Below are 18,586 nucleotides of genomic sequence, written 5' to 3' on the forward strand. Positions count from 1 at the left end.
CGCCCGGCTGCCGGCGGAGACCCTCGTTACCTCTGCACGTCGTCGAACGCGTCGAGGATCCGGTCGGCCGCGAGCGGCGCCGTCAGCTCCCCGGACAGCACGGCGGCGCGCACCTCCTCGCGCACGGCGCGCACGCCCGGCGAGTGCCGCAGCCGCTGCTCGAGCTCGTCGCGGACCAGCGCCCAGGTGAATTCGAGCTGCTGCTCGGCGCGCTTGCGGGCGAGGCCGGCGTCGCCGAGGTGGGTGCGGTGGGCGAGCACCTGCTCCCACACGCCGTCGACGCCGTCGCCGCTGAGCCCGGACGCGGTCACGACAGGGGTCACCCAGTCCCCCTCCTTCGGGTGGCCGTGCACCAATCGCAGCGCGCCGGCGAGCTCGCGGGCCGTGGCCCGGGCCTCCTGCAGGCGCGACGGGTCCGCCGGGTCGGCCTTGTTGACCGCGATCACGTCGGCGAGCTCGAGGATGCCCTTCTTGATGCCCTGCAGCTGGTCACCGGTGCGGGCGAGGGTGAGGAAGAGGAAGGTGTCGACCATGCCGGCCACGGTCACCTCGGACTGGCCGACGCCGACGGTCTCGACGAGCACGACGTCGAAGCCCCCCGCCTCGAGCACGGCCATCGCCTGCGTGGTCGCCCGTGCGACACCTCCCAGCGTGCCCGCCGAGGGCGACGGACGGATGAACGCTTTCGGGTCGGCCGAGAGTCCCGCCATCCGGGTCTTGTCACCGAGGACCGAGCCGCCGGTGCGCACCGACGACGGATCGACGGCGAGCACGCCCACCTTGTGGCCGGCTGCGGTCAGCCGGGTGCCGAGGGACTCGATGAACGTCGACTTGCCGACCCCGGGCACGCCCGAGATGCCGACCCGGACCGCGTCGCCCTTCGGGAGCTCCGCCAGGAGCGCTCGTGCCTGCTCGCGGTGCCGCGGGCTGGTCGATTCGACGAGCGTGATCGCCTGCGAGACCTGGGCCCGGCGACCCGCGCGGATCCCGTCGAGCAGCGCCTGGGTCCGCTCCTCCAGCATCAGTGCCCGAGCTGGTCGCGCAGCTTCGCCAACAGGTCGAGCGCCGACTCGGCGATGACGGTGCCCGGCAGGAACACCGCCGCCGCACCCATCCCGGTCAGCGTCGGCACGTCGTCGGGCGGGATCACGCCGCCGATGACGACCATGATGTCGTCGCGGCCCTGCTCCGCCAGCGCGCCCTTGAGCGCGGGGAGCAGTGCGAGGTGACCGGCGGCCAGCGACGAGACCCCGACGATGTGGACGTCGGCGTCGATCGCCTGCTGCGCGACCTCCTCGGGCGTCGAGAACAGCGGGCCCACGTCGACGTCGAAGCCCATGTCGGCGAACGCGGAGACGACGACCTTCTGACCGCGGTCGTGACCGTCCTGACCCATCTTGGCGACCAGGATGCGGGGACGACGGCCCTCCGCCTCGGCGAACTCGTCGGTCGCCCGGCGCACCTGGTCGAGGAGGGTGTCGCCGCTCTCCTGGGCCTCGTCGCGGTACACGCCGGAGATCGTACGGATCACGGCCTGGTGACGGCCGTAGACCTTCTCCAGCGCGTCGGAGATCTCGCCCACCGTCGCCTTGTTGCGGGCCGCCGCGACGGCGAGCTCGAGCAGGTTGCCCTCGCCGGACTCCGCGGAGCGGGTCAGCGCGTGGAGCGCGGCCTCGACGTCGTCGCCGTTGCGCTCGGCGCGCAGCCGCTCGAGCTTGGCGACCTGCTGCCGGTAGACCTCGTCGTTGTCGACCTTGAGCACCTCCAGCGGGTCCTCGGCCGGCAGCCGGAACGTGTTGACGCCGATGACCTTCTGGGCGCCGGAGTCGATGCGCGCCTGGGTGCGGGCCGCGGCCTCCTCGATGCGCATCTTCGGGATGCCCTGCTCGATCGCGGCCGCCATGCCGCCGGCGGCCTCGGCCTCCTGGATGTGCGCCCAGGCGCGCTCGGCGAGGTCGTGGGTCAGCTTCTCGACGTAGTAGGAGCCGGCCCAGGGGTCGATGGTGTGCGTCGTGCCGCTCTCCTGCTGCAGGAGCAGCTGGGTGTTGCGGGCGATGCGGGCCGAGAAGTCGGTCGGCAGCGCGATGGCCTCGTCGAGAGCGTTGGTGTGCAGCGACTGCGTGTGGCCCTGGGTGGCGGCCATGGCCTCGATGCAGGTGCGGCCGACGTTGTTGAAGACGTCCTGCGCGGTGAGTGACCAGCCGGAGGTCTGCGAGTGGGTGCGCAGCGACAGCGACTTGGGGTTCTGGGGGTCGAACTGGCGCACCAGGCGCGACCACAGCGCGCGGGCGGCGCGCATCTTGGCGACCTCCATGTAGAAGTTCATGCCGATCGCCCAGAAGAAGCTGAGTCGGGGCGCGAACTGGTCGATGGTCAGGCCGCTCTCGAGGCCGGCACGGATGTACTCGACGCCGTCGGCCAGCGTGTAGGCGAGCTCGAGGTCGGCGGTCGCCCCGGCCTCCTGCATGTGGTAGCCGGAGATCGAGATCGAGTTGAACCGCGGCATCTCGGCCGAGGTGAACGCGAAGATGTCGGAGATGATCCGCATCGAGGGTGCCGGCGGGTAGATGTAGGTGTTGCGGACCATGAACTCCTTGAGGATGTCGTTCTGGATGGTCCCCGAGAGCTGGGCCGGCTTCACCCCCTGCTCCTCGGCCGCGGCGATGTAGAGGGCGAGCACAGGGAGCACCGCGCCGTTCATCGTCATCGAGACGGACATCTGGTCCAGCGGGATGCCGTCGAACAGGGTGCGGGTGTCGTAGATCGAGTCGATCGCCACGCCCGCCATGCCGACGTCGCCCCGCACCCGCGGGTGGTCGGAGTCGTAGCCGCGGTGGGTCGCGAGGTCGAACGCCACGGAGAGGCCCTTCTGGCCGGCCGCGAGGTTGCGGCGGTAGAAGGCGTTGGACTCCTCGGCGGTGGAGAAGCCGGCGTACTGCCGGATCGTCCACGGCTGCGTGGTGTACATCGTCGGGTAGGGGCCGCGCAGGAACGGGCTGAGGCCGGGCCAGGTGTCGAGCGCGTCGAGGCCCTCGAGGTCGGCGGCGTCGTAGGACGGCTTGATCTCGATGCCCTCGGGGCTGTGCCAGGACTCGAGGTCACCGTGCAGGGGTACGGCGGCTGCCGCGTCGCCCGTCAGCGGCAGACCTGCGAACGACTTCGGGATGCTCATGCCAGCGCCTCTCGGGTGCGGTTCAGGAAGGCCAGCGCGTCCACGCCCAGGGCGCACGCGTCGTCGGCGTAGTCGGTCGGCTTGCCCGCGATGACCACGCGGGTCGCGCCGCGCTCGCGGAGCGCGGCCGCGGCCGCCTCGCCCCACTCGGCGTAGGCCTCGTCGGTGCCCGCGAGGCAGACCACCTTCTGGCCGCCGTAGGCCGCGACCAGCGCGTCGACGCCGTCGGTGGGACCGGCCGGCTCGACGGCGACACCGCCGGCGGCGAAGAGGTTGCTCGCGAACGTCGCGCGGGCGGTGTGCTGGGCGATCGTGCCGAGCGTCGCCAGGAACACCGGCTCGGCCGCGGGCGCGTCGCGCAGCGCCTCGAAGGAGGCGCCGTAGCGGCGTACGTCGGTCTCACCGGGCACGGGCTCGCGCGTGGGCAGGGTCTCGGCGAGGTTGGGGAACTCGGAGAGCCCGGTGATCGGGCGCTTGCGCTGGGCGATCTCGGCCTCGCGGCGGGCGACGGTCTCGGCGATGAGGGCGCCGACGTCCTCGCCGGAGTCCAGCCGGCCGAAGAGCTCCCAGGCGGCGATCGCGACGTCGTCGGTGAGCTTCTCGACCGCGTACGCGCCGCCCGCGGGGTCGGCGACCTCGTGCACGTGGGACTCGTCCATGAGCAGGTGGGAGACGTTGCGCGCGATCCGGCGGCCGAACGCGTCGGGCTGGCCGAGCGGGCTGTCGAACGGCAGGACCGTCACTGCGTCCGCTCCCCCGACTCCGGCGGCGAAGGCTGCGACGGTGGTGCGGAGCATGTTCACGTACGGGTCGTACTTGGTCAGCATCGGGCGGCTGGTCACGACGTGCTGGCGCTGGTCGACGCCGGTGACGCCGGAGAGCTCCAGCACGCGGGCCCACAGCCGGCGGGCCGCCCGCAGCTTGGCGATCGTCGGGAACTGCTCGTCGGTCGCGGCGAAGCGGAACTCGATGAGCCGCGCGGCGTCGGCGGCGTCCAGGCCGCGCGCGGTGAGGACGCGGAGCGTCGCGACGGCGTTGAGCAGCGAGACCGCGAGCTCCTGGACGTCGGAGGCGCCCTGGTCGTGGACGGCGGTCCCGTCCACGACGACGGCCAGCACCCCCGCCTCCCGGGCGAGGCCGGCGATCGCGGCCAGGTCGTCGCCGGAGGCCGTCGCCGCATCGGCGCCCAGGTTGGTGGCCGGGTGCAGGTCGACGTACGACGCGTGGTCGAGGAGCGCCTTCGCGGCCGCGACCGGGTCGCCGGTCGGCTCCAGCACGACGGGGGCGAGGTCGAGGAGGACCTTGTCGAGGACCGCGGGGAGGTCGGTGTCCTCGTCGACGCGCACCCAGAGCGATGTGACACCGCCGTCGAGGTCGACGAGCGCGTGCTCGTTGAGCAGCTTGGCGTCGGACCCGGCGAGGTGGGCGCGGATGTCCCACGCGCCGGCGCGGGTCGGGCGACCGGCCGTCTGCAGGCCGTCGAGCAGATCGGGGGTTCCGAGCGGCGTCACCGCGATGCCGTCGAGGGTGCGGCGGGTGAGCTTGTCCCAGGCCGTGGCGTCGGGGTCCTCGTCCGTCAGCCGGCGGCTCTTGCGGAGCACTGCGGCCGCCGCTGCCTCCCACTCCTCGCGGGTGTGGCGGTCAGCCTCGTCGGCCAGGGCGAGCGTCCCTGCGTCGTCGGTCATAAGCGGCAATCCTATGGCCGCTCACGGGGCTGTCCGGCGTGGCATCCGTCACTCCCCCGTGCCCCGGATCAGCGCTGCGTGAGCGCCACTCGTACGCCGAGAGCGACCAGGACCGTGCCGGCGATCGCGTCCAGGCGGCGCCTCACCTTCGACCGGCGGAAGAACGCGCCGGCGCGGCCCACGCCGTACGCCAGGGCCAGGTAGAAGAGCGTCTCGATGGCGACCTGGACCAGCGCCAGCCCGGCGGTGGTCAGGAACAGGGGTCGCCCCTCGGGCACGAACTGCGGGTAGAACGCGATCATGAAGATCGCCGCCTTCGGGTTGGCGAGCTGCACGACCGCTCCCTCACCGAACCGCGCCCACCAGCCGCGCACCACCGGCGTCGCGTCGCCCTCGCCGTGCCCGCCGCGCCAGGCGGAGCGCCACGCCCGCACCCCGAGGTAGACGAGCACCGCGGCGCCGACGACCTTGAGCACGATGAACGCGGTGGTCGACACGGCCACCAGGGCGGCGAACCCCGCGGCGGCCGCGAGCGCCCAGACGTAGAGCCCTGCCTCGAGCCCGAGCACCGTCGGTACGGCGCCGCGCCAGCCGCCGACCGCGGCTCGCTGGAAGATCAGCGCCATCGCCGGCCCGGGCGACGCCGAGATCAGCAGCACGGCGAGCACGAAGGCGGGCATCAGGGCGATCAGGTCCACGCGCCCATCCTCGCACCGAATTAGCATGACCGGGTGCGAGGGAGGCTCCTGGTCGCTGCAGCGGCCCTGATCATGGTTCCGACGGTGCCCGCGGCGGCCGCGCCTGACCCGCTGCCGGTCGACACCGACATGGACTACCAGCTCGGCGGGCCGTGGGACGGCGTACCGGACGAGGTCGGCATCGTGGTCCGCGACCGGCGGGCGAAGCCGCTCGCCGGCCGGCACAACGTCTGCTACGTCAACGGCTTCCAGACCCAGCCCGACGAGAAGCGCTTCTGGCGCAAGCACTGGCGGCTGGTGCTCAAGAAGGACGGTCGACCGGTCACCGACGAGGCGTGGGGCGAGTGGCTGCTGGACCTCCGCACTCCGTCGAAGCGGCGCGCCCTGGCGCGCGTCGTCGGCAGGTGGACCGAGCGGTGCGCCGCGGACGGGTTCGACTCGGTCGAGTACGACAACCTCGACTCGTTCACGCGCAGCCGACAGCTGTTGGAGCGCCGCCACGCGACCGCGTTCGCGCGCCTGCTCGTGCGGCGTGCCCACCGCGCGGGCCTGCTTGCGGCGCAGAAGAACCTCGCCGGCTTCGACGGCACGACCATCGGGTTCGACTTCGCGATCGCCGAGGAGTGCGGCCAGTGGCGCGAGTGCGGGCGGTACGCCGCGTCGTACGGCGACCAGGTGCTGGCGGTGGAGTACCGCAACCGCGCCTTCCGCCGCACGTGCAAGCGGTACGGCGACCAGTGGCCGGTCGTGCGCCGCGACCGCAACCTGACGCCGAAGGGCGTGCACCGCTGGTGCTGATCACCCGGGTGTGACAACCGCCGGTTCACCTGACATCCACCCGCACATCCCCGACCCGCAAGGTGCGCCGATCACGGTGGCCCCATGAGGATCGCCCTGGTCACCGAGACCTTCTACCCGGCCGTCGACAGCACGACGACGACGCTCAAGGCCACCGCCGACCGGCTGGTCGACGCCGGCCACACGGTGCGGATCATCGCGCCGGGCCCGGGCCTCACCAGCTATCGCGGCTGCGACGTGGTGCGGGTGCGCCCGCTGGAGCCGACCGGCACCCAGGTGCGGTCGGCGATCGACTCGTTCGAGCCCGACGTGATCCAGGCGGCGTCGCCGCGGTTCGTCGGCCGCAAGGCCCTCAAGCACGCCGCTCGCACCGGTGTGCCCACCGTGGTCGTCGAGCAGTCGCCGGTGTTCGACCTCGCCGCGGACTACTGGCGCGCCAAGGTCGCCGGTCGCGCCACCACGCTCCTGGTCACCTCGAGCTGGATGGTCGACCGGGCCGCCGAGCTCGGCGTCGAGGCGACGCTGTGGGAGCCGGGCGTCGACCCGCTGGCGTTCAACCCCGGCCTCCGCGACCAGTGGCTGCACGACTCGTGGTCGAAGGCGAAGTCGAAGGACGGCGCCCGCGTCGTCGTCGGCTACGTCGGCGGCCTCCGCAAGAGGAACGGCGTGCGGCGCCTCGCCGAGCTCGCCGACGTGCGCGGCATCCGCCTCGTCGTGATCGGCGACGGCCCCGAGCGCGAGTGGCTGCAGAAGCGGCTCCCCGACGCGCGCTTCACCGGCCCGCTCCAGACCGGCGACCTCACCGTCGCGGTGCCCACCCTCGACCTGCTGGTCCACCCCGGCGAGCACGAGACCGACTGCCACGCACTGCGCGAGGCCGCCGCGGCCGGCGTACCGGTCGTCGCGCCGCGGGCCGGCGGGGCGCCCGACGTCGTACGCCACCTCGAGACGGGCCTGCTGTACGACGCCGCCGACCGGCGCGACCTGCGGCGGGCCGTCGAGGCCGTCGTCGCCGACAGGCACCGCCGGCTGATGGGCGCGCAGGCCCGCGAGCTGATCGCCGCCCGCACGTGGCACGACGCCGTGGACGAGCTCGTCCGCGAGCACTACCCCACGTTCCACCCGCTCGCTGCGTGAGAGCCGAGTCGGCGCGTGATCACGCGCCGACTCGACGCTCTCAGCGCGTGAAGATGTGACGACTCGGCGTCAATCGCGGCCGTCGTAGTCCTTGTTGCGCAGCCCGATCTTGTTGCCGAGCCACACCAGCGGGTCGTACCTCTTGTCCACGACCCGCTCCTTCATCGGGATGATCGCGTTGTCGGTGATCTTGATGCCCTCCGGACAGACCTCGGTGCAGCACTTGGTGATGTTGCACATCCCCAGGCCGGCGGCGCCCTGGGCGAGCTCGCGCCGGTCATGGGTGTCGAGCGGGTGCATGTCCAGCTCGGCGTACCTCAGGAAGAAGCGCGGGCCCGCGAACGCCGGCTTGTTCTCGTCGTGGTCGCGCACGACGTGGCAGGTGTTCTGGCAGAGGAAGCACTCGATGCACTTGCGGAACTCCTGGCCCCGCTCGACGTCGATCTGCGCCATCCGGCGCTTGCCGTCGGCGTCGCGCGGCGGCGGCGCGAACGATGGCAGCTCCTTGGCCTTCTCGTAGTTGAACGACACGTCCGTCACCAGGTCGCGGATCACCGGGAACGTGCGCATCGGCGTGACCGTGATCGTCTCGGACGGGTCGTAGTCGGAGAGCCGGGTCATGCAGAGCAGCCGCGGCCGGCCGTTGATCTCCGCGCTGCACGAGCCGCACTTGCCCGCCTTGCAGTTCCACCGCACGGCGAGGTCGCCGACCTGGGTCGCCTGGAGGCGGTGGATCGCGTCGAGCACGACCTCGCCCTCGGAGACCTCCACGGTGTAGTCGCCGAGGTCGCCGCCCGACTGGTCGCCGCGCCACACCCGCATCTTCAGCTGGTAACCCATGTGTGCTGTCCCTTCGCTGGGTCTCGTGACGGCCCTGGGGGGCCTCCTCGACCACCGGTCAGTCGAAGAACTTCTTCAGGTCGTCGGGCATCTCGGGCAGCGCCTGCTCGGTGAGGTCGACGCCGGTGCCGTCGGCGTTGAGGCGCACGACGAGGTTCTTGGTGCCCCACTCGGGATCGGGGCCCGGGAAGTCGTTGCGCGTGTGGCCGCCCCGCGACTCCTGGCGCGCGAGCGCGGCCTTCGCGACCGCCTCGCTGACCAGGAGCATGTTGCGCAGGTCGATCGCCAGGTGCCAGCCGGGGTTGTACTGCCGGTGCCCCTCGACGGACATCCGGCCGACCCGCTCCTTGAACTGGTCGATCCGGACGATCGCCTCCTCCAGCTCCGAGCCCTCGCGGATGATGCCGACCAGGTCGTTCATCGTCTGCTGGAGGTCCTGCTGGATCGTGTAGGGGTTCTCGCCGCCGTCGACCTCGAACGGCGCCAGCGCGCCCTGCTGGGCGGCCGCGACGTCGCCGTCGGAGACGGTCGGTCGCGACCCGAGCCCGGAGGCGTACGCCGCCGCGGCGTCGCCGGCGCGCTTGCCGAACACGATCAGGTCGCTCAGCGAGTTGCCGCCGAGGCGGTTGGACCCGTGCATGCCGCCGGAGCACTCCCCCACGGCGTACAGGCCCGGCACCACGGAGACCTCGGTGTCGGGGTCGACCTCGACGCCGCCCATCGCGTAGTGGCAGGTGGGCCCGATCTCCATCGGCTCGGCCGTGATGTCGACGTCGGCCAGCTCCTTGAACTGGTGATACATCGACGGCAGCCGCTTCTTGATGAACTCGGGCGTACGGCGCGACGCGATGTCGAGGTAGACGCCGCCGTGGGGCGTGCCCCGGCCGGCCTTCACCTCCGCGTTGATGGCCCGCGCCACCTCGTCACGCGGCAGCAGCTCGGGTGGTCGCCGGTTGTTCTTCTTGTCGTCGTACCACCGGTCGGCCTCCTCCTCGGAGTCCGCGGTCTCCGAGCGGAAGTACTCCGGGATGTGGTCGAACATGAACCGGCGGCCCTCGGAGTTCTTCAGGATGCCGCCGTCGCCGCGGACCGACTCGGTGACCAGCAGCCCCTTGACCGACGGCGGCCAGACCATGCCCGTCGGGTGGAACTGCACGCACTCCATGTTGATGAGCGTCGCGCCGGCGCGCAGGGCGAGCGCGTGCCCGTCGCCGGTGTACTCCCACGAGTTGGAGGTGACCTTCCACGCCTTCCCGAAGCCGCCGGTCGCGAGGACGATGCTCGGCGCCTCGAACACGATGAACCGGCCGGTCTCCCGCCAGTAGGCGAACGCGCCCGCGATCGCGCCGTCCGACTTGAGCAGGTCGGTGACCGTGCACTCCATGTAGACGTCGATGCCGAGCGCGACGGCGCGCTGCTGGAGGGTGCGGATCATCTCGAGACCGGTGCGGTCGCCGATGTGGGCGAGCCGCGCGTAGCGGTGGCCGCCGAAGTCGCGCTGGCTGATCAGGCCGTCGGGCGTCCGGTCGAACAGGGCGCCCCAGTCCTCGAGCTCCATCACCCGGTCGGGGGCCTCCTGCGCGTGCAGCTGGGCCATCCGCCAGTTGTTGAGCATCTTCCCGCCACGCATGGTGTCGCGGAAGTGCACCTGCCAGTTGTCGTCGGGATAGAGGTTGCCCATCGCCGCGGCGCAGCCGCCCTCGGCCATCACCGTGTGCGCCTTGCCGAGCAGCGACTTGCACACGATCGCGACGTTCGCGCCCGCCTCGTGGGCGGCGATCGCGGCCCGCAGGCCGGAGCCGCCGGCACCGATGACGACCACGTCGTAGGTGTGCCGCTCGATGCCGCCCTCGGCCGCGCCGGACATCTCGTTGCCGGTCATCGGGTGACGTTCACTCGTCGTCATGCTCAGAAGAACCTCACGTCGTCGATGGTGCCGTTGGCGATCAGGAAGATGTAGAGGTCGACGAGGGCGATGGAGAACAGCGAGTACCACGCGTACCTCGCGTGGGAGCCGTTCAGCTTCGACACCCAGGTCCACAGCCGGTAGCGCACGGGGTGCTTCGAGAAGTGCCGCAGCCGGCCGCCGACGATGTGGCGGCACGAGTGGCACGACAGCGTGTAGAGCCAGATGAGCGCGGCGTTCACGAGCATCAGCACCGTGCCGAGGCCCATGTGCCCCCACTCGTGGTGCTCGTCGCGGAAGCCGAGGATCGCGTCGTAGGTCAGCAGCACGGCGAACAGCACGGCGACGTACCAGAAGTAGCGGTGCACGTTCTGCAGGATCAGCGGGAAGCGGGTCTCCCCGGTGTACTTGCCGTGCGGCTCGGCGACCGCGCACGCCGGCGGCGAGAGCCAGAACGTCCGGTAGTAGGCCTTCCGGTAGTAGTAGCAGGTCATCCGGAAGCCGAGGGGGAAGATCAGGATGATCAGCGCCGCCGAGAGCGGCCACCAGTCGAACGGCTGCCCGAACTCGGAGGAGCCCTCGACGCAGTCGCCGAGGCAGGGCGAGTAGAACGGCGAGAGGTACGGCGGCTGGTCCTCGCGCACTCCGGCGAAGTAGTCGCTGCCCATGAACGCCCGGATCGTCGCGTAGACGACGAACGCGCCGAAGACGACGAACGTCGTGAGCGGCGACAACCACCAGCGATCGGTCCGGAGCGTGCTTTCCTCGATCTGCGCCCGGGTCGGGCCTCGCACGCCAGTCGTCACTACGTACCTCCGGATCACTCAGTCCGAGCTGCGGTGTCCCTCCGGGGGCAGAGTCTGCACACCCGCGGCGGTTTGTGAAAGGGGCCACACCGTGGACATGCCGCCCGCCGCCTGTCCCGCATTGTTCGCCGCCTGCGCAGTAAGGGTTGCCTTACGGGCAAATGTCACACTCCTCCCGATGCTGGCGGGGTCCCGCTGCGCGGTAACGTGACCGGTCGTGGCAGACCCAGTGACCAAGACACCCAGACTCAAAGAGGGCACGCGGGCCTACCGCACCTCGATCGCCCTGAAGCTCCTGATGGCGATCAGCGGCATCGTGTTCGTCGGCTTCGTGCTGGGGCACATGTACGGGAACCTCAAGGCCTTCTCCGGCCACGACGCGTTCAACGAGTACGCCCACCACCTCCGCGAGCTCGGCGAGCCGCTGCTCCCCCACGAGGGCTTCCTCTGGATCATGCGGGCCGGCCTCATCGTGTCGCTCGTCGTCCACGTGGTCTGCGCCGTGGTCCTCTGGCGACGCGCGCAGAAGGCGCGCCCGGTGAGGTACGCCGTGAAGAAGCACACCGGCGCCATCCCGGCGAGCCGGCTGATGCGCTTCGGCGGCCTGACGATCTTCCTCTTCCTGGTCTGGCACCTGGTCAACTTCACGATCGGCAAGGTCAACGTGCAGGGCGGGGAGACCGACGACCCCTACAACCTGCTGGTCGACACGTTCGACGTGTGGTGGATGACGCTCATCTACCTGGCCGCGATGGCGATGCTCGGCGCCCACCTGCACCACGGCGTCTGGAGCTCGCTGCAGACCCTCGGCTGGACGAGCACGCAGCAGGCCCGCGCGACCGCCAAGACGTTCTCGCTCGCGCTGGCGATCGTGATCGCGGGCGGCTTCTCGCTCGTGCCGCTCGCCGTCCTCGCCGGCATCATCGACTGACAGGAACGGGATCCCTTCATGACCGACATGCCGGACACCACCCTCACGTCCGACCGCTCCCACGACGAGCCGTCGCCGGGCCAGTACGACGACGCCGCCGGCTACTACACGCTCGGCGACCCGATCGTCGACACCAAGGCGCCCCAGGGCCCCATCGCCGACCGCTGGCAGACCCGGAAGTTCGAGGCCCGCCTCGTCAACCCGGCGAACCGCCGCAAGCTCTCGATCATCATCGTCGGCACCGGCCTCGCCGGTGGCGCCGCGGCCGCCACGCTCGGCGAGGCCGGCTACAACGTGAAGTCCTTCTGCTACCAGGACTCCGCGCGCCGGGCGCACTCGATCGCCGCCCAGGGCGGCATCAACGCGGCGAAGAACTACAAGGAGGACGGCGACTCCGTCCACCGGCTCTTCTACGACACGGTCAAGGGCGGCGACTACCGCTCGCGGGAGTCGAACGTCTACCGACTGGCCGAGGTCAGCGTCAACATCATCGACCAGTGCGTCGCGCAGGGCGTCCCCTTCGCCCGCGAGTACGGCGGCCTGCTCGACAACCGCTCGTTCGGCGGCGTGCAGGTGTCCCGCACGTTCTACGCCCGCGGCCAGACCGGCCAGCAGCTGCTGATCGGCGCCTACCAGGCGATGCAGCGCCAGGTCGCGGCCGGCACCGTGGAGGAGTTCACCCGCCACGAGATGCTCGAGGTCATCGTCGCCGACGGCCGCGCGCGCGGCATCATCGCGCGCAACATGGTCACCGGCGAGATCGAGACCCACCTCGCCGACGTGGTCGTGCTCGCCTCGGGCGGCTACGGCAACGTCTTCTTCCTCTCGACCAACGCGATGGGGTCCAACGTCACCGCCGCGTGGCGCGCGCACCGCAAGGGCGCCTACATGGCGAACCCCTGCTACACGCAGATCCACCCGACCTGCATCCCGGTCTCCGGCGACCACCAGTCCAAGCTGACGCTGATGAGCGAGTCGCTCCGCAACGACGGCCGGATCTGGGTGCCGAAGAAGAAGGAGGACTGCACCAAGGACCCGCGGGACATCCCCGAGGAGGACCGCGACTACTACCTGGAGCGGATCTACCCGTCCTTCGGCAACCTGGTCCCCCGCGACATCGCCTCCCGCCAGGCCAAGAACATGTGCGACGAGGGTCGCGGCGTGGGCCCGATGGTCGGCGACTTCCGGCGCGGCGTCTACCTCGACTTCAAGGACGCCATCGAGCGCCTCGGCGAGGACGCCGTCCGCGAGAAGTACGACAACCTCTTCGACATGTACGAGCGGATCACGGGTGAGAACCCCTACGAGGTCCCGATGCGGATCTACCCCGCCGTGCACTACGTCATGGGCGGCCTGTGGGTCGACTACGACCTGCAGTCGACGATCCCCGGCCTGTTCGTCACCGGCGAGGCCAACTTCTCCGACCACGGAGCCAACCGGCTCGGCGCCTCCGCGCTGATGCAGGGCCTGGCCGACGGCTACTTCGTGCTGCCGCACACCATCCGCGACTACCTGGCCGACGGCCCGTTCGACAAGATCGACGAGTCCCACGAGGCCGTCGTCGAGGCGCGGAAGTCGGTCGAGGACCGCATCCAGAAGTTCCTCTCCATCAACGGCACCCGCTCGGTCGACAGCTACCACAAGGAGCTCGGCCACATCATGTGGGAGTACTGCGGCATGGAGCGCACGGCCGAGGGGCTGCGCAAGGCGATCGACATGATCCGCGAGCTCAAGGCCGACTTCTGGAGCAACCTCAAGGTGCTCGGCTCGGCCGACACCCTCAACCAGAGCCTCGAGAAGGCCGGCCGCGTCGCGGACTTCATCGAGCTCGGTGAGCTGATGTGCATCGACGCCCTCAACCGGCGCGAGTCCTGCGGCGGCCACTTTCGCGCGGAGTCCCAGACCGAGGACGGTGAGGCGCTGCGTCACGACGACGAGTTCGCCTACGTCGCCGCCTGGGAGTTCACGGAAGGCGACGAGCCGCCCATCCTCCACAAGGAGGACCTCGTCTACACCGCCATCGAGATGAAGCAGCGGAGCTACAAGTGAGCGCGACCGAAGTGAACCCGACCGACACCGCGGCCGAGCAGTCCGGGATGAACCTGACCCTGCGCATCTGGCGCCAGGCCGACGCCGCCGACCGCGGCTCGCTGCACACCTACGAGGTCTCGGGGATCTCGCAGGACATGAGCTTCCTGGAGATGCTCGACGTCCTCAACGAGCAGCTCAACGCCAACGGCGAGGAGCCGATCGCGTTCGACTCCGACTGTCGCGAGGGCATCTGCGGCACCTGCTCGCTGATGATCAACGGCGAGCCGCACGGCCCCGAGGTCACCACGACCTGCCAGCTGCACATGCGCTCGTTCAAGGACGGCGAGACGATCACCATCGAGCCGTGGCGGGCCAGCGCCTTCCCGGTCATCAAGGACCTGGTGGTCGACCGTGGCGCGTTCGACCGGATCATCCAGTCCGGCGGGTTCATCTCCGCCAACACCGGCTCGGCGCCCGAGGCCAACTCGGTGCCGGTCCCCCGCGACAAGGCGATGCGCGCGTTCAACGTCGCGACGTGCATCGGCTGCGGCGCGTGCGTGGCGGCCTGCCCCAACGGCTCGGCCTCGCTGTTCCTCGGCGCCAAGATCACCCACCTCGGCGAGCTGCCGCAGGGCCAGCCCGAGCGCTGGGACCGGGTCGTCGACATGGTCGGCCAGCACGACTACGAGGGCTTCGGCGGCTGCACCAACATCGGCGAGTGCGCCGCTGCGTGCCCGAAGGAGATCCCGCTGGACGTCATCAGCCAGCTCAACAAGGACCTCCGGACGGCGATGAAGCACGGCCACTGAGGCAGGACCCATCCACGAGGCGGGCCGCGGCGACATGCCGCGGCCCGCTTCGCGTATAAATTCACTCGTCCACGATCTCGGGAGGAAACATGGGGAGCACTCCACCGCCGCCACCGCCGCCGTCCGGCTGGCAGCCAGGACCGCCGCCGGGAGCGCCGATGCCGCCCCCGCCGCCCGCGCGGCGTACGCGGTGGGGCCTGATCATCGGGATCATCGTCGCCGTCCTGGTGCTGCTGGGGGTCGGCGTCGCCGCCGGGTTCGCCGTGCTGGGTGACGACGACGCCGACGACGACACCACGACCTCCGAGCCCGACGATCCGGGACCCCCCGACGACGAGGCGACCATCGCCACACCCGAGCCGTCGGCCGCGGAGTCGACGGAGGCCGCCCCCGAGCCCACTCCGGAGACCGAGACGCCGTCACCGACCGTGCGGGTCGACACCTCCGACGTGGTCGGCAGCTGGGAGGGCGCCTACGAGTGCGGCCAGGGCGACACCGGCCTGTCGCTGGAGATCAGCGAGGGCGCGGCCGCGGGAGAGCTCACCGCGGTCTTCCACTTCCGCAAGATCCCGTCGAACCCCGACGTCCCCGAGGGCAGCTACCGGATGAAGGGCTTCCTCGAGGACGGCAAGCTGCGGCTGCGCCGCCTGGAGTGGATCGACCGGCCCGAGGGCTTCGTGATGGTCGGCCTCAACGCCCTGATCACCGAGCGCCAGCCGCAGACGATCGCCGGCACCGTGAGCAACGTGGGCTGCGGGGCGTTCGAGATCGACCGCCAGTAGCGGCGGCGGCTCAGGCCTGCTGCGGCACGACCCAGACGTCGTCGCCCTCCCCGGCGGACTCGCCGAAGGTCGGGCAGCGGGCGCCGGGAGCCACCTGGACGTCGAAGATCTCCTCCACCCCGGAGGCGAACTCGAGCGTGCCGACCGTGGTGCCGGTGCTGAGCTGGATCACGCCGACCCCGCACTTGAGCTGGTCGTGGTAGGCCGCGATCGGCACGCCACCGAACGTCGACGTCTCCCGGATCCGGGAGAGGCCGACGAACGCGAGGTCTCCGTGGAGGGCGAGTCCGCGCGCGTAGCCGGGGACGGCCGCGACGACGTCGCGCTGCCCGGTCGCGGGGTCGACCGTCTCGAGCCGGCCCAGGCCGGAGTTGAGCACGTAGAGCCGCCCGTCGTGCCACCGCGGAGAGTGCGGCATGGCGAGACCGGTGGTGACCGGCGCGCCCGACGCCACGTCGAGCACGGCGCCGGTGTCGTTGCGCGACGCGCGCCACCCGCCCGGCTCGTCGGTGCGGGCCATGACGGTCACGTACGCCGGCGCGCCGTCACGCATCGCGAGGCCGTTGAGGTGGCACCGGTCCTGCGGCGCCAGGCTCGAGATGAACGGCGGTCGCCAGCGGGGCACGAAGCTGTAGCGGTGGTCGAGGCCGGCCAGGCAGGAGAAGCGGGTGTTGACGATCCAGAGGTCAGGACTGCCGTCCGGGGCGGTCCCCCACGCGATCTCGTGGCACGCGATCTCGCCGGTGACCGTCGAGGAGCGCGGCAGCCAGCACCGGTCGTGGCGGCCGGGCGGCGCCATCCGCGGTGCGAGGTCGGAGTGGTCGCGCAGCATCCAGACCTGTCCCTTGCCGGCGACGGCGAGGACGTCGGCACCGAGGGCCAGGCCCATCGCCTTGTCGAAGCGCCGGAACGAGAAGGTGAGCTGCTCCTCCGCGACGCCGACGGCGACGACCTGGCCCGCCTGGTAGGTGGAGACGAGGAGCGAGCAGCCCGCTTCCGACAGGAGCGCCGGGAGCCCGGTGCTGTGGTGGAACCGGACCTCGGTCGGCCCGCGGGTTCCCGTGGGAGGAAGGGGCGCGGCGTCCGGCGCCGTCACCGCATGCTCAGGGTGTACCGCTTGGTCACGCTGCTCTTGCCCCCGCCGCACGAGGTGAAGGTGAACTTGGCGCGCACCTCGACCTCGCCGGTACGGCGCAGCTGCCGCTTGGCCTTCCGGGTCGGCTCGAGCGTCAGGTAGAGCTCGTCGCCACCCGGACCGGTGACCTCCCGCTCCACGTGCTTGAAGAGGGTCGAGTCGACCGGGTCGGCGGTGACCAGCCCGGCGCTGTCGACGTACACCCGGACCCGCACCGCGCCCGTCTCCCGGTCGGCCCGCGCCCGCGAGGAGACGTAGAGCTCGCCGCCGCGGTTGATGTCCGCCACCATCTCGGTGCCGTCGGCCGTGCCGTCGGAGCGCCACAGCTCCTCGCCGTGGGCGCGGTCGTCGGCGGCGAAGTAGAGCACGTCACCGGACTCGGTCAGCTCGTTGGGGCTCCGCTCCTTGGTGCCGGGCCCGATGTCCTCGACCATGGTGGTCCCCGCGTCGGTGCCGTCGGAGCGCCAGAGCTCGCGCCCGTGGGCGCCGTCCCTCGCGGTGAAGAACAGCGTGCCGGCGACCTCGGTCAGCCCGCTCGGGTAGCCGGCGTACTCACCCGGGCGGATGTCCTTGACCAGCACCGTCCCCGCCTCGGAGCCGTCGGAGGACCACAGCTCGAGCCCGTGGCTCTCGTCCGGGGCCGCGAAGAACAGCCGGTCGCCGACGACCTCGAGGCCGTCCACCCCGTAGTACTCGTCGTCCCCGCCGTTGAAGTCCTCGACCAGGACGGTGCCCGCGTCGGTGCCGTCGGAGGTCCACAGGTCGCGACCCTCGCTGCCGTCGTCGTCGTTGGCGGTGAAGAAGACCGAGTCGCCCATGGCGGCGAACCCGGTCGGCCGCCCCGACTTGGTGCCGGGAAGGATGTTCTTCACCATGGCGGTGCCGCCGGGCGTGCCGTCCGACCGCCACAGCTCCTGGCCGTGCTGCCCGTCCCTGGCCCGGAAGAAGAGGTGATCGCCCGCGGCGGTCAGCTCGGTCGGCTCGCTGTCGTAGGCGCCGGGGTGGACGTCCTTGACCATCACCGTGCCGACGCGGGTGCCGTCCGACGTCCACAGCTCCTTGCCGTCCTCGCCGTTGTCGGCGCTGAAGAACAGCGAGTCGCCGACGGCGGCCAGGTCCGACGGTCCGCCGTAGTACTCGCTGTACTCGTCCTCGTTGTCGGCGGGAAGGATGTCCTTGACCAGGACGGTGCCGGCCTTGGTGCCGTCGGACTTCCACAGCTCCTCGCCGTGGGTGCCGTCGTCGGCGGTGAAGAACAGCGTGTCGCCGGCGGCCGTCAGGTTGGAGATGCCGTTGTAGTAGCTCTCCTCGTCCGTGCTGAAGTGCTTGACCAGGACGGTGCCGGAGCGGGTGCCGTCGGAGCGCCAGAGCTCGTCGCCGTCCTCGCCGTCGGCGGTGAAGAAGAGCGCGCCGCCGGCCGCGACCAGGCTGCTGCGGCCGTAGTCGTGGTCGTAGTCGCCCTCACCGTCGGAGCCGAGCCTCTTGAGCCGGACCGTTCCGTTCGCGGTGCCGTCGGTGCGCCACAGGGCACTGCCGGCCCCGTCGGAGGCGGTGAAGAACATCGTGCCGTCGACGTCGGTCAGGTTGTCGGGCGAGCTGCCGGGCGTGGTGGCGCCTTCGCACGACAGCAGGGCGGTCGCCCGCTGGTCCGCGCCGGCCGCCGCTGCGGACGGGGCGGTCAGGGCGGCGGCACCGGTGCCGGCCAGCGTCACCGCGGCCGTGGCGGCCGTCGCGGCCCGACGAGCGCGGGCGCGGCGCCGCAGCTCCTTGGCCCGGGCGACCTGCGCCCGGTGTGCCCGATCCCGTGCGGTGCGCTGTCGTCGGCTCATCGGCCTCCCCGTTCGTCCTCGCGAGAA

Annotated in this window: 15 protein-coding genes; 6 read left to right on the forward strand and 9 right to left on the reverse strand. The window is 71.2% G+C overall.

Going from position 1 to position 18,586, the window contains the following annotated elements; genetic code table 11:
- Nucleotides 1–26 precede the first annotated feature (26 nt).
- The 4 genes from meaB to HNR19_RS16400 all read right to left on the reverse strand — a co-directional run bounded on the left by meaB (nt 27) and on the right by HNR19_RS16400 (nt 5,555).
- Nucleotides 27–1,022, reverse strand: a complete 996-nt coding sequence (gene meaB / locus HNR19_RS16385; RefSeq protein WP_179668909.1) for a methylmalonyl Co-A mutase-associated GTPase MeaB — start codon at nt 1,020–1,022, stop codon at nt 27–29.
- Entirely contained in the window at nt 1,022–3,172 is a 2,151-nt protein-coding gene (gene scpA / locus HNR19_RS16390) for a methylmalonyl-CoA mutase (protein ID WP_179668910.1), read from the reverse strand. The genes meaB and scpA overlap by 1 nt, the downstream gene beginning before the upstream one ends.
- Complete coding sequence (locus HNR19_RS16395) at nt 3,169–4,857, reverse strand: methylmalonyl-CoA mutase family protein (RefSeq protein ID WP_179668911.1); 1,689 nt, start codon at nt 4,855–4,857, stop codon at nt 3,169–3,171. Before HNR19_RS16395 ends, scpA begins: the two co-directional genes overlap by 4 nt.
- A 68-nt stretch (nt 4,858–4,925) precedes the next feature.
- The gene (locus HNR19_RS16400) at nt 4,926–5,555 is read right to left on the reverse strand and encodes a LysE family transporter (protein ID WP_179668912.1); all 630 of its coding nucleotides are present in this window, start codon (nt 5,553–5,555) and stop codon (nt 4,926–4,928) included.
- Between the two features lie 33 nt (nt 5,556–5,588).
- On the opposite strand from HNR19_RS16400, the gene HNR19_RS16405 reads away from it, so the two are divergent.
- Both HNR19_RS16405 and HNR19_RS16410 read left to right on the forward strand, forming a co-directional pair.
- Entirely contained in the window at nt 5,589–6,353 is a 765-nt protein-coding gene (locus HNR19_RS16405) for an endo alpha-1,4 polygalactosaminidase (protein ID WP_179668913.1), read from the forward strand.
- 84 nt (nt 6,354–6,437) lie between these two features.
- Complete coding sequence (locus HNR19_RS16410) at nt 6,438–7,490, forward strand: glycosyltransferase (RefSeq protein WP_179668914.1); 1,053 nt, start codon at nt 6,438–6,440, stop codon at nt 7,488–7,490.
- A 69-nt stretch (nt 7,491–7,559) separates the two neighbouring features.
- Here HNR19_RS16410 and HNR19_RS16415 read toward each other — a convergent pair whose 3' ends face one another.
- From HNR19_RS16415 to HNR19_RS16425, 3 genes are read right to left on the reverse strand one after another with little or no spacing between them, the layout of a single operon-like run.
- Nucleotides 7,560–8,330 carry a succinate dehydrogenase/fumarate reductase iron-sulfur subunit gene (locus tag HNR19_RS16415; RefSeq protein ID WP_179668915.1) on the reverse strand — a complete coding sequence of 257 codons (771 nt, stop codon included), beginning with the start codon at nt 8,328–8,330 and terminating at the stop codon, nt 7,560–7,562.
- 58 nt (nt 8,331–8,388) lie between these two features.
- Entirely contained in the window at nt 8,389–10,236 is a 1,848-nt protein-coding gene (locus HNR19_RS16420; protein ID WP_179668916.1) for a fumarate reductase/succinate dehydrogenase flavoprotein subunit, read from the reverse strand.
- 2 nt (nt 10,237–10,238) lie between these two features.
- Entirely contained in the window at nt 10,239–11,030 is a 792-nt protein-coding gene (locus HNR19_RS16425) for a hypothetical protein (RefSeq protein ID WP_343047236.1), read from the reverse strand.
- A gap of 229 nt (nt 11,031–11,259) precedes the next feature.
- On the opposite strand from HNR19_RS16425, the gene HNR19_RS16430 reads away from it, so the two are divergent.
- The 4 genes from HNR19_RS16430 (at nt 11,260) to HNR19_RS16445 (ending at nt 15,595) form a co-directional block, all read left to right on the forward strand.
- On the forward strand, nt 11,260–11,973 hold the full coding sequence (locus HNR19_RS16430) for a succinate dehydrogenase cytochrome b subunit (protein ID WP_343047237.1): 714 nt from the start codon (nt 11,260–11,262) through the stop codon (nt 11,971–11,973).
- A gap of 27 nt (nt 11,974–12,000) precedes the next feature.
- A complete protein-coding gene (locus tag HNR19_RS16435; RefSeq protein WP_179670326.1) occupies nt 12,001–14,022 on the forward strand; it encodes a fumarate reductase/succinate dehydrogenase flavoprotein subunit in 2,022 nt (673 codons plus the stop codon).
- A 47-nt stretch (nt 14,023–14,069) separates the two neighbouring features.
- Nucleotides 14,070–14,813: a succinate dehydrogenase/fumarate reductase iron-sulfur subunit gene (locus HNR19_RS16440; RefSeq protein ID WP_179670327.1), complete on the forward strand. Its 744-nt coding sequence runs from the start codon at nt 14,070–14,072 to the stop codon at nt 14,811–14,813.
- A gap of 89 nt (nt 14,814–14,902) precedes the next feature.
- The gene (locus tag HNR19_RS16445; RefSeq protein WP_179668918.1) at nt 14,903–15,595 is read left to right on the forward strand and encodes a hypothetical protein; all 693 of its coding nucleotides are present in this window, start codon (nt 14,903–14,905) and stop codon (nt 15,593–15,595) included.
- A gap of 10 nt (nt 15,596–15,605) precedes the next feature.
- Here the strand turns inward: HNR19_RS16445 and HNR19_RS16450 are convergent, their stop codons facing one another.
- On the reverse strand, nt 15,606–16,691 hold the full coding sequence (locus HNR19_RS16450) for a TIGR03032 family protein (RefSeq protein WP_179668919.1): 1,086 nt from the start codon (nt 16,689–16,691) through the stop codon (nt 15,606–15,608).
- Nucleotides 16,688–18,559 carry an ELWxxDGT repeat protein gene (locus HNR19_RS16455; protein ID WP_179668920.1) on the reverse strand — a complete coding sequence of 624 codons (1,872 nt, stop codon included), beginning with the start codon at nt 18,557–18,559 and terminating at the stop codon, nt 16,688–16,690. The genes HNR19_RS16450 and HNR19_RS16455 overlap by 4 nt, the downstream gene beginning before the upstream one ends.
- Between the last annotated feature and the right edge of the window lie 27 nt (nt 18,560–18,586).

Origin of the sequence: Nocardioides thalensis (genome assembly GCF_013410655.1) — a bacterium.
GTDB classification, from domain to species: Bacteria; Actinomycetota; Actinomycetes; order Propionibacteriales; family Nocardioidaceae; genus Nocardioides; species Nocardioides thalensis.